At 32.6% G+C, this 13,313-nt stretch carries 15 protein-coding genes; 5 read left to right on the top strand and 10 right to left on the bottom strand.

Annotated features, from left to right (window positions below; genetic code table 11):
- Nucleotides 1-46 precede the first annotated feature (46 nt).
- The gene (locus tag HZC47_11540; protein MBI5681517.1) at nucleotides 47-1,144 is read left to right on the top strand and encodes a fructose 1,6-bisphosphatase; all 1,098 of its coding nucleotides are present in this window, start codon (nucleotides 47-49) and stop codon (nucleotides 1,142-1,144) included.
- A 44-nt stretch (nucleotides 1,145-1,188) separates the two neighbouring features.
- Here the strand turns inward: HZC47_11540 and HZC47_11535 are convergent, their stop codons facing one another.
- Together HZC47_11535 and HZC47_11530 are read right to left on the bottom strand one after the other, a co-directional pair.
- On the bottom strand, nucleotides 1,189-1,968 hold the full coding sequence (locus HZC47_11535) for a hypothetical protein (GenBank protein ID MBI5681516.1): 780 nt from the start codon (nucleotides 1,966-1,968) through the stop codon (nucleotides 1,189-1,191).
- A 20-nt stretch (nucleotides 1,969-1,988) separates the two neighbouring features.
- Entirely contained in the window at nucleotides 1,989-2,552 is a 564-nt protein-coding gene (locus HZC47_11530) for a fumarate hydratase C-terminal domain-containing protein (protein ID MBI5681515.1), read from the bottom strand.
- A 170-nt stretch (nucleotides 2,553-2,722) separates the two neighbouring features.
- On the opposite strand from HZC47_11530, the gene HZC47_11525 reads away from it, so the two are divergent.
- A complete protein-coding gene (locus HZC47_11525) occupies nucleotides 2,723-4,564 on the top strand; it encodes a DUF2070 family protein (GenBank protein MBI5681514.1) in 1,842 nt (613 codons plus the stop codon).
- Nucleotides 4,565-4,626: 62 nt separating this feature from the next.
- Here the strand turns inward: HZC47_11525 and HZC47_11520 are convergent, their stop codons facing one another.
- Entirely contained in the window at nucleotides 4,627-4,884 is a 258-nt protein-coding gene (locus HZC47_11520) for a DUF5379 family protein (protein MBI5681513.1), read from the bottom strand.
- A 659-nt stretch (nucleotides 4,885-5,543) separates the two neighbouring features.
- Here HZC47_11520 and HZC47_11515 point away from each other — a divergent pair.
- The gene (locus HZC47_11515) at nucleotides 5,544-7,520 is read left to right on the top strand and encodes an NFACT family protein (GenBank protein MBI5681512.1); all 1,977 of its coding nucleotides are present in this window, start codon (nucleotides 5,544-5,546) and stop codon (nucleotides 7,518-7,520) included.
- Nucleotides 7,521-7,548: 28 nt separating this feature from the next.
- On the opposite strand, the gene HZC47_11510 is transcribed toward HZC47_11515, so the two are convergent.
- From HZC47_11510 to HZC47_11485, 6 genes are read right to left on the bottom strand one after another with little or no spacing between them, the layout of a single operon-like run.
- Complete coding sequence (locus HZC47_11510) at nucleotides 7,549-7,854, bottom strand: hypothetical protein (GenBank protein ID MBI5681511.1); 306 nt, start codon at nucleotides 7,852-7,854, stop codon at nucleotides 7,549-7,551.
- Entirely contained in the window at nucleotides 7,838-8,206 is a 369-nt protein-coding gene (locus HZC47_11505) for a DUF2073 domain-containing protein (protein MBI5681510.1), read from the bottom strand. The genes HZC47_11510 and HZC47_11505 overlap by 17 nt, the downstream gene beginning before the upstream one ends.
- Before the next feature lie 44 nt (nucleotides 8,207-8,250).
- Nucleotides 8,251-8,871 (bottom strand): 50S ribosome-binding GTPase, encoded by a 621-nt coding sequence (locus HZC47_11500; protein MBI5681509.1) that lies wholly within the window; start codon nucleotides 8,869-8,871, stop codon nucleotides 8,251-8,253.
- A gap of 4 nt (nucleotides 8,872-8,875) precedes the next feature.
- A complete protein-coding gene (locus HZC47_11495) occupies nucleotides 8,876-9,574 on the bottom strand; it encodes a metal-dependent hydrolase (GenBank protein ID MBI5681508.1) in 699 nt (232 codons plus the stop codon).
- 21 nt (nucleotides 9,575-9,595) lie between these two features.
- Complete coding sequence (locus HZC47_11490) at nucleotides 9,596-10,780, bottom strand: hypothetical protein (GenBank protein ID MBI5681507.1); 1,185 nt, start codon at nucleotides 10,778-10,780, stop codon at nucleotides 9,596-9,598.
- A gap of 36 nt (nucleotides 10,781-10,816) precedes the next feature.
- On the bottom strand, nucleotides 10,817-11,977 hold the full coding sequence (locus HZC47_11485; protein ID MBI5681506.1) for a UDP-N-acetylglucosamine--N-acetylmuramyl-(pentapeptide) pyrophosphoryl-undecaprenol N-acetylglucosamine transferase: 1,161 nt from the start codon (nucleotides 11,975-11,977) through the stop codon (nucleotides 10,817-10,819).
- Between the two features lie 177 nt (nucleotides 11,978-12,154).
- Between HZC47_11485 and HZC47_11480 the strand changes: the two genes are divergently transcribed.
- Nucleotides 12,155-12,328, top strand: a complete 174-nt coding sequence (locus HZC47_11480; protein MBI5681505.1) for a class III signal peptide-containing protein — start codon at nucleotides 12,155-12,157, stop codon at nucleotides 12,326-12,328.
- A 27-nt stretch (nucleotides 12,329-12,355) separates the two neighbouring features.
- On the opposite strand, the gene HZC47_11475 is transcribed toward HZC47_11480, so the two are convergent.
- Nucleotides 12,356-12,922, bottom strand: a complete 567-nt coding sequence (locus tag HZC47_11475) for a hypothetical protein (GenBank protein MBI5681504.1) — start codon at nucleotides 12,920-12,922, stop codon at nucleotides 12,356-12,358.
- A gap of 245 nt (nucleotides 12,923-13,167) precedes the next feature.
- On the opposite strand from HZC47_11475, the gene HZC47_11470 reads away from it, so the two are divergent.
- On the top strand, nucleotides 13,168-13,313 hold a 146-nt coding region (locus tag HZC47_11470), incomplete at its 3' end, for a class III signal peptide-containing protein (protein ID MBI5681503.1).

Below are 13,313 nucleotides of genomic sequence, written 5' to 3'. Positions count from 1 at the left end.
TTTTATACTCGTTTAAAATTCTTATGATAACGGAGGTGTTTTTTAAATGAAAACAACTATTAGTGTAATTAAAGCAGACGTTGGAAGTATAGCAGGACATGGTTTAGCTCATCCGGCCTTACTGGCAAAGTGTGAGGAAATATTAGGAAAAGCTAAGGAAGAAGGACTCCTTGAAGACTTTTATGTCACCAATTGTGGTGACGACACAGAACTTATAATGACTCACAGACAGGGCGAAGAAAACGAAGAAATCCATGGATTAGCATTTAACGCATTTACAGAAGCCACTGCAATTGCAAAAGAACTGAAACTTTATGGTGCAGGTCAAGACCTTCTCTCAGACACATTTTCAGGAAATATTAGGGGAATGGGGCCTGGTGCTGCAGAAATGGAATTTAAAGAAAGACCAAGTGACCCTGTAGTTATATTCTGTTGTGATAAAACAGAACCAGGTGCATTTAACATGCCTATTTTTAAAATGTTTGCAGACCCGTTTACTACAGCAGGACTTGTAATAGACCCATCCCTGCATAACGGTTTTGAATTTGAAATATTCGATGTTATGGAACACAGAAAAGTTAAAATGAGCTGCCCTGAAGAAATGTATGACGCACTGGCTCTTTTAGGATCAATAAGTAGATATGTTATAAAAAGGGTTACTAGAAAAGATGACGGTGAAATAGCAGCTTCTATAAGCACAGAAAGATTAAATTTACTGGCTGGACAATATGTTGGAAAAGACGACCCTGTTGCAATAGTAAGGTCACAGTCTGGATTCCCTGCTGCTGGAGAAGTCGTAGAACCATTTGCATTCCCTCATTTAGTAGGTGGATGGATGAGAGGTTCCCACAACGGCCCATTAATGCCTGTAGCACAGAAAAACGCATACCCTGTACGATTTGACGGACCTCCACGAGTAATGGCTCTTGGATTCCAAATAGCGGATTGTAAATTAGTAGGCCCGGCAGACATGTTCGACGATCCTGCATATGACAGATCAAGAGAACTTGCATCAGAAGTTGCAGAATACATGAGAAGACATGGTCCTTTCGAACCACACAGGCTTCCAGCTGATGAAATGGAATACACTTCATTACCTGGTGTTATGGAGAAATTAGAAGGAAGATTTGAGGATATTGATTAAATATATCCCATATTTTTTTTATTTTTAATATTTGAACACTATTTTTATTCTAAAAATAATTTAAAAGGATTTTCAATACACATTTTGTTTATATCTCTTTTTTTAATGCCATATTTCAACATGGAATTTACAAACATTTTTATTCCATCTACTGGTCTTTGATTATGCACTTGACCAAAATCAGTGGCCATTATACACCTTTCAGGTCCAATTTCAGTTATTGCATCGGCAATTAACTGTGGATCTAAATTATCATGCTTTTCCATACACGCGACAAAGCAGTGTTCAAGATAAGTATATTTGGCTATTTCTTTTTGTTCATCAATATTTGCACCAACAACACCTGTTAAAGGATGATTTATGACTATTTTTTTAATTCCTGCACTCTTTGCATAATCAAGAAGTTTAAATATATCAGCTGGTTTTAAATGGCCTGATGCTAAAACTAAATCATTTTCTGCAATTATATTGAGAATATCTTCTGTATTTTCATAATTTATATGGATTTTAGGGGCAGAAATTGTTGGAAACCACACAATTTTACCTCCAAGCCTGGCGGTGACCTTAACAGCTTCTGAATTTAATCCTCCAACACTTGAATTTAAACAGATACCTCCAATCACTTTAAACCCTGATACTGCTTCTGCAATATTTGCTCTTCCTGCAGTGGATTCCACATGAGATTTAATGACAATAGCTTGCATTCGCTCTTTTTTTGCTTCTAAAGCTGCATCTATATCATTTAAAATTCTTGGCTTAATATCTGGGGCTGTGTGGATGTGTGTATCTATAAATCCCTGGAGTAAATATTCTTTATTTGTCATATAATCCTTAAAAATAAATATTAATTAATATTGGCTTCAATTTTATTTTGGACTTCTTTGTAAAGATTTCTGCCATTAGAATCCATTGCTACAACAAGGGGGCCAAAATCTTTAACTTCAAGCTTCCATATTGCTTCGGGAACACCTAAATCAATCCAATTAACACTTTTAACTTCTAATATTGATTTAACATATAATGCTGCGCATCCACCTACTGCAGCAAGATATACTGCGTTGTTTTCAATTAAAGCTTCTTCAGTTTTGCTGTCCATACCACCTTTCCCAATTATGGCATTTACTCCTAATTTAAGAACATCTGGCTGGTAAGGATTCATTCGAGTGCTTGTTGTAGGTCCCACTGCAACCATTTTGTATTCATCTTCATTTGATGGTGATATTTTAATAATAGGGCCTGCATGGAAAATAACAGCCCCTTTGAGGTTTACTGGTGAACCGTCCTCTAAAATTCTTTGATGAGCTCGGTCTCTTGCAGTATAAATAATTCCAGATAGATATACAATATCTCCAACACTTAATTTTTTAGTATCTTCTTTTGAAAGGGGTGTTTTAAGTTTTATGTCCATTTACTCACCTATATCTAAATATATTCTATTTTTCTTTATATTCTTTTGAAATAATTTTAAATATTGTTATTTAATGATTGTTATTTATTCCATAACGTTATTATTAAATAAGTATAATAGCTATTTATTATCTTGGCGATAAAAATAAGTGATTATCAGAGGTTTAATTTATGTCCAGTGAAAAAATTGTAAGTCTTACTAAATATATCATGACACTACCAACAACCAGAATTTCTCTTTTAAGTATTATATTCTTGAGTTTCATTATAGGATGCATTGTTTCATTAATGGAGCCTGCAGCACAAAGTTCTATATTATATAGTGTAATCTACGGAGGTGCCACTGGGTTTTTGATTTTTGGATTCACATCAATAATGAGTGGAGGATTAACCCAACCCATTATAAACTCATTTAAGGGCAGACACATGAAAATGAAACAATCCATGTTTGTGTCTCTTTTCGCCATGATGTTAGTGGGGCTAATTTACGTATTAGGTAGTCTTGCATCAGCTTTTTCTGCTTATAATTATAATTACACACTTGATGCATTAATATTTGGTATTGCTATTGTATTTGCTTTTCGAATTATTGTGTTATGGGGAACATCTAATATTAGTCTTTTGAAATCTATTAGCGTAGCTGCGATTCAACCTGTTCTTATTGTCAGCATGGTGATAGTTATAGTCTCTTTAACTAATATAACAACCAATATTGGTAGTTTCAGTATAATAGCCATTCTTATAAAGATTATAATAGCATCATTAATACTTATGGCTGCGGTTTACTCCCTTGTAGCAGTTATGGAATCGCCTATGAGGAGAAATTTAGGGGTTGGAGGTTTAGAGCTTCTAAGTCTCACATTAGCCCATCTTACAGAAGGTTCTCGTGCTATGGAAAAGGTTTTTGATGATATGGGAGAACCTATTGATACATTAATAGGAATATTAAGTTTTAAAGGTAAAAATGGTGTTAAAGCAATTTTCTTAGCTCCCTGTGTTCATCCAGGCCCAATTGGAAATATTGGTGGCGGAAATATGCCTACAATTCTTGCTAATAAGTTTGATGCGTTCACCATGGTTTCCCATGGACCCTCAACACATGATTTTAATCCAGTTTCTTATAAAGAAATAAATAAGATAGAAAAAGTTGTTAAAGATGCTTTAAAGGATATGGATTACTTTGATAATGTCAGTAAATTTTTTAGAGTTGAAAATGAACGTGCGAAGATAGGTGCACAGTATTTTGATAAGAATTTATTAATGCTTGCCACATTCTCCCCAAAAGGATTTGATGATATTGATTTTGGAATTGGCCTTGCCGTTACGAATCTTGCAAAGGCATCATGTGATGTTGAAAATGTTATTCTTGTAGACTGCCACAACAGCTTTAAAGGAGAAGGTGGAAGGATTTTACCAGGTAATAAGGAAGTTTTCGAGCTTATGGGTGCAGTTGAGAAAATTCAAAATCTTGAAAGTGAAAACAAAATTAGAATAGGATGTGCAAGTGATCCCTTAACTGATTTTTCAAAAGAAGATGGTATAGGGTTAAGTGGATTAAAAATCATGGTTTTAGAGGCATATGATTCTGATAATACTTCCCAAAAAACAGCTTACATTCTTTTGGATTCAAATAACATGTTCAAAGGGTTTAGAGAGAAAATATTAGATAAAGTCATGGAATTAGGTGTAGATCAAGCGGAAGTAATGACTACAGATACACATTATGTAAATACGTTATCTGGAGGTCATAATCCTGTAGGTCACAGAAAACAGGATGAAATGATAAATGCCATTTTAAAATGCACTAAAATAGCTTTAAATGATTTAGAAGAAGTTTCTGTTGGCTGTAAAATGAGTAAAATTGAAGATATTAAAACTCTTGGTCCTTTAAACGCTACCGAGCTTGTAACAACAATAAGCTCCGTTGTTGCAGTAAGCAGGATATTTGCCCCGCTGATAATCATATCTGCATTACTTTCCGTGTTTATATGGCTATTTTACTGGGCATTCTAATATTTAAAAGAAATAGAATAAATAAAAAGGAATTAAATTAAAAAAAAATTTAAATTTGAAGTTTATAATGGATGGTTCATGAATATTACCCATGTCATGAGCCATATAAAAAAGAAGGGAACTATTCCGCTCCAAAGCCATCCCTTCATGCCACCAACTTCTTCCTTTCCAAATAATCTTTCTGAAACTTGACCCATTAAATAAAGGACAATTATTGCAATTACAATGGCCATTGCTTCATTTGTAAGCTTGAAAGAGATATAACCTACTGCTACAGCAGCAACTGTATGAATTGCAGCTACTTTACCGTCTACATCCATAATTTTTCCTCCACCGTATTTTTTTATTAAATAATATATTAATTTGAAGCTATTTTCTTTAATTAATGTCAAACTGCTCCACTATTTCATAATTCGATGACTTTTAATTCATGTTCTAACAAATATACAAAAAGTATTTTATAATTAGAATTAGCTTGTTATATACTTTAGTAGGGTTATCTAATAAATGTTTTATATTGAATAAAATATTTTTGTGATTAAATCTAATGAAATAAATGTTTTTAAGATTTTTAGGGTTGGAGGAAACTAAAGTTTCTGAACTTTCGAAATCCATGATTTCGAAGGCCGGAGAAAACATGGTTTTTCTTGGCCAAAATCGAAAGATTTGTAGGCCCGAACACAAGTGTTCGGCGGCCACAAAAATTTTCAATTTTTGAGGTTGAAAGAAATGCGCATCATGCAAAATTCTTTGAATTTTGCTGTATCAAAATCGAAGTAAGCAAAACTGAAAGTTTTGCACTATCGAAACTTTAGTTTCGATGCCCCGAACATGATAATGTTCGAGGGCTCCAAAAAAAAAAATTCATAGAATTTTTGAGAGATTTTGATAGCATTTCCTGAACCTAAATCAAAGCTAACGAATCAAAAATTCGTGCCCCAAAAATCAAAGATTTTTGAGGGATTTTAAGGTGTTATAAATGAAAAATATGTCTAATGTAGATGTTTTTGCTATTTGTCATGAATTAAAGGAATTATTGAAAGGTGCAAGGGTTGATAAAGCGTTTCAGCCAACTAAAGATACTGTAATATTGAGATTCCATGTATCGGGTAAAGGAAGAGTAGATGTAGCATTTCAAGCAGGAAGAAGAATACACACAACCCAATACCCATTACCAAATCCTAAAATACCTCCTAACTTTCCAATGCTCCTTAGAAAATATATTAAAGGAGGAACTGTAGAAGATATTAGGCAATATAACTTTGATAGGATTGTAGAGTTTCACATAGCTAAAGAGGAGAAATTCACTTTAGTTGCAGAACTATTTGCTAAAGGAAACATAATTCTTCTAAATGAAGAAGGAAAGATTATCTTACCTCTTAAACGTAAATTATGGAGCGATAGGAAAATATCATCTAAAGAAGAATATAAATACCCTCCAACAAGAGGAATAAACCCCTTAGAATTAAAAAAAGATAAACTTAAGGAAATATTTGAAAATTCCGATTCTGATATTATAAGAACTCTTGCAAGAAGTGGATTAGGCGGTGTATACGCTGAAGAAATTATTTTGAGGTCTAATATACAGAAAGATTTACCTGCTGTGGAAGTCACAGATGAAAGGTGTGATTCAATTTACAATGCTATTTATGAACTTTTCAAACCCCTTAGAACATATAAATTTAATCCTCAGGTAATATCAGATGGAAAGGAAGATGTTCTGCCACTGGATATTGAGCTGTATAATAACTACAAAAAAGAGACATTTGAAACATATAACGAGGCTGCAGATGAATTCTTTAGTAGTAAAGTTAGAGCAGACATAAAAAAGGAATATGATGGAATTTGGGGGGCTGAAGTTAAAAAATTCGAAAAAAGACTTAAAATACAGGAAGAAACCCTCCAAAAATTTGAAAGAACCATTGAAGAATCCCAAAAGAAGGGGGAATTACTTTATTCAAATTATGCTGCAGTTCAAAATATTTTGGATATAATAAAAAACGCCAGAGAAAAATATTCATGGAATGAAATAGCTTCTAAACTTAAACAAGCAAAAAAAGACGGATTAGAAGATGCAAATATCATTGAATCCTTAGATAAGCTTGGAAATCTTACATTAAAAGTTGATAAAACAGTAATATTGGTAGATTCCACAAAGGAAATCCCTGAAAGTGCTGAAGTCTATTATGAAAAGGCTAAAAAAGCTAAAAGGAAAATAAAGGGAGTTACTATTGCTATAGAAAAAACAAAAAAGGAAATTGAAAAAGCAAAAAGCAAAAAAGAAATAGAAATGGAAAAAATAACTCTTCCCCAAAAAAGAGTTAAAAAAGAACTTAAATGGTTTGAAAAGCTTCGATGGTTTATATCTTCTGATGGAATTATGGTTATTGGAGGTAGAGATGCAAATACCAATGAAATAGTTGTAAAAAAGCATATGGATAACAGTGATATCTATCTTCACTCAGATATACATGGAGCACCATCTGTTGTAATAAAAAGTGAAGGTAAAGAAATTCCTGAAACAACTATCGATGAGGCTGCATCTTTTGCAGCTTCATTCTCCAGTGCGTGGACAAAAGGATTTGGATCCCAGGATGTGTATTGGGTTCACCCAGATCAAGTCTCAAAAACTCCAGAATCAGGAGAATTTGTAGCTAAAGGTGCATTTATCATAAGAGGGTCAAGAAATTACATAAGGGCAGCTACACTTTTAATTGCAGTAGGGATTGTTGATTATGAAGGTGAAAGATTGATGGCAGGACCTTTAGAATCAGTTAAAAAATATACAGATAAATATATTATTATAAAACCAGGTTACACAAAAAAAGAAGCTTTAGCAAAGGAAATACTTCGAAAAATTGATGAAGAACGCATTTTTAGCTTAGAAGACATGATCAGGATACTGCCTTCTGGAAAATGCGATATAGTTGATGAAAGAAGTCTTAGAAGACGATAAACAGAATAAAGAAAAATAAACAGTTTAATTATAAATTATCCTTTTCTTTTATCTTTTTTTTTAGGAGAAAATTAATATCAATCAAATATTTGCCTTCTTCATCGGAAACAATTATAGAATCATCTTCTAGTAATGTGGGAAGGTCTACTTCATATATGCCATGTTCATGGACCATAATTGTTTCAATAGACTCTCCTTGGGGTTTCTCTTTTTTATCTTCTACTTTAGATTCACAGTAATATTCAAAAAAGTGGCTGCCGCATTCAGGGCATCCTTTTAGAATATCTTCTGGTTTCCCTTTAAATAAAGCGCCGCATTTAATGCAGAGATGCACCAGAATCACCAAGATTTGCTATCATAGAAATAAAATTTGACTTTTTCTTAACAGTTTTCATTACATTTGCAGGCCCAATAATAGTTAAACCCACAGTTTTTTTTGAAGACATCCCAAAAAAGGTTTTTTGGTCTTTTTCAAGAGTGAAGATGTCGATTCCAACAAAATTTTCAATATCTATCTCCCTCATAGTGGTTTCTATGAGTTCTGCTTCTTCTTCGGGACTTAGTCCTCCTTCTATAACTACTAAGTCTCCTCCTTTCACCCGATCTACAATCATTGATACTTTTTCTATGCTGCTGTGAGATAGAAGAGCATCTGAAGATAGAAAATCCATTTTTAAGCCATTCATTTTAAAACCTCTGATTTAAACCATCAAATCATTAATTATTTTAATTATCGAAACCTCTTAACCATTGCGTCATAAAGATCCTCAGTATTTTCACCGTGCAATGCAGAAATAGGTACTACCATATGTTGTGGGAATACAGAAGATATTCTCTCTGGTGAAGATTCAGGAACATCTATTTTATTTGCAACAATCACAAATGGAATCTTTCTTGCCTCTAAATTACCTATTATAGTAATATTTGCCTGTGTAAGGGGGTCTTTAGTGGCATCTACAACTAGAAGAACTCCTGTAACATCATCAAGCCATTTAATAGCTTCTATAATCCCTTTTGTTGCTTCTTTAGCTCTTTCCTTTGCTTCTGCTTCTGATAAACCGTACTGCAGGAAATTCTTGTAATCTATTTTGGTGGCTATTCCTGGCGTATCTATTATATCAAAGTCAAGTTCAACGCCATTGTAGTCAATACTCACGCGTTCTTGTCTGTAAACTTTCCTCGTTTCATGAGGAATTTCCGATACCAGTCCAAGAGGTTTTCCAATCCAATCACTGGTCATTCTATTAGCTAATGTGGTCTTCCCTGAATTAGGGTGACCATATAATCCTATTTTTAATTTTTTCTCTTTTCCAAGTAGTTTATTAAGAAATCTTCTGAAAATGCTCTGCATCTTATCACTCTTTATATAATTGGCCAGGTTCAAGGATAACAACCTTCATCTCTTTGTTTATTGATTCAACTCTGCGGGCAAACTCTTCTGGGTCCTGTTTGATTACAGGAAATGTGTTGTAATGCATAGGTATTATAATTTCTGGATCAAGCCATTCAGCGGCTATTGCAGCTTCAAATGGCCCCATGGTATATCTATCTCCTATAGGGATTAATGCAATTTGGGGTTTATAAATATCGTTAATTACAGTCTTCATATCTCCAAAAAGGCCAGTATCTCCTGAATGATATATTTTTCTGCCTCTTTCAAGTTGAATTATGAAACCACAAGCGCTTCCTCCAGCGCCAATCTCTTCTATGAAGTCCATATCGGAGGAATGATTTGAATTAACCATTGTTATTTGTATATTATGAATTTTTATGGTTCCACCAATGTTCATTCCCATTACTTCAAAACCCTGTTTTGCAAGATATACTGAATGCTCATGGTTTCCTATTATTTGGGCACCAGTCCTGTTTGCTATTTCCATTGTGTCCCCGAAGTGATCTGCATGTCCATGGGTGACACATATTATGTCTGCATCGAGTTCTTCAACTTTAACCGGGCAAACAGGATTATTGCTTATGAATGGGTCTATTAATATTTTTAAATTTTCATCAGATATGATTTCAAATGCAGAGTGTCCAAACCATTTTATTTCCATGAATTTAACTCCAGAATATTATTATTCTTCTTTTATCTCTAAGTCAATGTCTTTTGAAAGATTCCATGCTTCTCCAAACATTCTTTCAATTTCTTCAATGGATTTTTGGTCTTTATAAACAACTCCCACTTCAAAACTCTCATAAATAGGATCTGTGGATATTATTAAACCATTATCTTCATCAGATACAATTGCAACAGTGTGGACATTAGGCATAGTTCTTATTTCCACATTATTGTCCATTAAAAGTTTTATAAGTTCAACGGATGCATCATCATCCAAACTTGCTTCTTGTATGATCATTTTGCTTTTGGTTTCCATAAATCTTTTAAGAACACCAACATCTATATTCCTAACCCAAGGATACATCATTAATATCCTTTTATTTGCTTTTAAGATTGTTTCTTTCATAGTTTCCTGTACATCACCCGCATCAAAGGACCATATTATGCTAGGGTCTTTTGATTCGGATTTAATTTGATCAAGGGTTCCTTTGAAAGAATCAAGACGTTCTTCTATAAGATTTTCAATATCGTGAGCATTTTTAATGTAATTTTCTTTCAACTTGTTCAATCTGTTTTTTACAAATTCTTCTTCAGTTTTGCTGGTAGGTTTCACAGGTTCCACCTTTTTACCCATGAATTTAGACGTTTTCTTTTCAGCTTTATCTTTTGGAGAACTTTCACTAATTTTAGCCGCAGTTTCTTTCTTTTGAGCCGTAATAGGTTTTCTTTTACCTATTTCCGGAGTTTTTTCCTCTTTCATAGTTTTTGAGGGCACACGTTTAGGCTCGATTTTTTTGGGAACTATCGGTTTCCTTTCTTTTTCTCCAGTACTTTCTGCTGGTTTTTTGGAAGATAATATAGTTTTAACGCCTGATTTTTCTTTAGGTTTTTTAGCTAATTTCGGCTCGATTTTTTTAGGAACTTCTGGCCGCTTGGTTTCTTTAGGTTTTACAATAGGTTTAACAGCTTTTTTATCTTTTTTAGATACTTTTTTTTCTTTGGATCTTAATTTCATCCCTTCAAAGTTAACTCTACCTCCAAAGAAAATTACAAGTATTGCCCCTAAAACTGAAGAGCATAATCCCATAAAGAAATATAAAAAATTTGGCGGAGCTGAAGGACCTGGAAATCCAAAAGACATAGCATAAAATCCTCCAATAACTAAAACCACTCCAAAAGCTGTAATAAGTAAATTGATCATTTAATGCCTCCAAAAAGATATATATTTATTTATTCATTATAAATGTTGCTCTTTAAGCGCTGCATGTTTCGAAATGATCTCTGCTGCAATCTCTGTTCCATCATATTTATCAAATTCTTTTTTAATTTTATTGGTTTTCATTTTTAAATTATCATCAGTTAACATGCGATTTATTTCATTTGCAAAATCTTTAGAATTTATTTTATTTAGTTTCATTACTTTAGATATACCATATTTTTCCATGTTCAGTGCATTTTTTAATTGTTCTGGATGATTAGCAATAGGTATGAGAATGCTGGGAATACCAAGACAAGCAAGTTCCATAGTAGTATTATGACCTGCAAGGCTTATTACTATATCGGAAAGTTTCATCCATTCCATAATATCTTTTTGAAACTTCTTTTTTATTATTTTATTCGAATCGGGAATAAAATCAGACTCTATTTTCGGCCCTGTGATCATTATTATTTTAGAAGCTTCTATTTTATCTGCTGTTTTGCAAACCAATTGGAGTAAATTCTTTCCAAAATCACTTCCACCTACGGTAACAAGAACTATTTTCTCAGAATTATTAAATCCATGTTTTTTTCTCAGTTCTTTTTTACTTAAAAGATTTTTTGAGCTATTTTTAAGGATAGGGCCAATGAATGTTGTTTTGTTCTTTAATTTTGGAGGTATTTCTATTGAATTTTTAATATCTGGAATTAAAATGGCATTGCACTGATTTGAAACATCTATAATAAATCTTTTAAGCCCATTTTCAAGATATTCCATTGGTTTTTCATCAGGATAAAAATCGGAAAAATTGAGTGTTAATTCGTTTGTTATCAGGATGCACGGTACTCCTAAGACTTTACAAGTTATGGGGATGGAATAATGAGAATCAGCCACAACAACATCAGGTTTATATTTTTTTATGATTTTTGATTCATGATATATGCTTTTAAGGAAAATAAAAGGAGTATCAATTGATTTTTTGGCAGTGTACTTCATGTTTAATTCTCCGCCATCACCATAAAATTTTATTTCAGGTAATTTAACAGTTTCATATTTCCCGTACTCTTTTAACATATCATATCCAGAGCCATAACTTGCAAAAACAATTTCAATATTCCTTTCCTGAAGTTTTTGGGCAATGGCAATATCTCTGGAGATATGACCCATACCTATTCCGCAGGGCATCATAAGCACTTTCATATCTTAATGTCTCTTTAAACTTTTTAAAATAATTATTTATCCATATTTAATCCTTTTTTAAAACAATTTTGCTAAATGGATGATGGGATTCGTATAAAATATTAATAAACAGTTTATTGCGTTGTAATGTAATGTATTTATATTACTTCAGTAAAAATTAAATTGAGGAAATTTATTATGATGTTTTTAAAAGATGAATATGGTCAGGGAGCAGCTGAATATATTTTATTGTTTGGTGGTGTCATAGTTATAGCTGTAGCTGCACTTTTGATATATTCTAATTATATAAAGTCTACAAACCCTTTTAATGCTGCACAAGATGTCAACAGTGTAAGGGGAAGCATACATTAATATAAAACTATAAACGAAAATTATTGTTTATTTTTGTGATTTAATATAATTTATAAAATGTTCAAATAATTCAGCAGATTCCTCTTCGTCACTAAGACTCCATGCTAATTTGTTTTTCAATACTAATTTTTGATCAGGGGATTGAGATTTAATATAAAAAACCATTTTATTGAAAATTCCATCTGTATCTTGCATTTTAATTTCTGGCGTTAGGAGGCCCTTCATTTGATCAACTTTCTTTTTAAAAATCATTTTTAGCTCATAAAGCGCATTTCTTACCAGGGATGGATCATCACTTTCCAACTGATTAATAAGAAGCCCAATTTCCAGAGGATCAGTTTTTATCAGTCCAAATATAATCCCTTCTGCTTTTATGGATTGTATTCGTTTCATTCCTTTATAAACATCAAAATCATAACCAGTAATATATATTTCTCTTTCTTTTAAGAGGCTCATTAAAATTTCATTTAGAGTTTTATCTGAAATAGATTTACCGGATTTTCTTCTAATCTGTTCAAGGATCTTTTTTTTAGGTAGTTCCTTTTCTCTGATTATTTCTATGGTAAGTTCTCTTAAACTATAATTTTTTGGCATATCTACCCACTACATTTTATTTTATATGTGAATATATGCACACAAGAGGTATATAAAACTAATACTGTTGTGAAAATGGATTTACATTTTGTAATAGTAATCACAGAATTAGCAATATGCATAAAATATGATTTTATTGTACTCTCGGGCATTATATTTAATATATATGTTTACAATTTATGTGTATGTTTATATATTAAGACGTTTATAAAAAAATTATACTTATAAAATGGAGGTGCTTTACTATGAGTTTTTTGAAAGATGAAGGTGGTCAGGGAGCAGCTGAATATATTTTATTGTTTGGCGGTGTTATCGTCATAGCTGTAGCTGCTTTATTGATTTACAGAGCTTACTTCAGTAGCAACACTGATTTAAATGCTGCTCAAGATGT

Source organism: Methanobacterium sp. (genome assembly GCA_016222945.1).
In the GTDB taxonomy this organism is placed as follows: Archaea; Methanobacteriota; Methanobacteria; order Methanobacteriales; family Methanobacteriaceae; genus Methanobacterium_D.
This window is presented reverse-complemented; position numbering and strand designations above follow the sequence as displayed.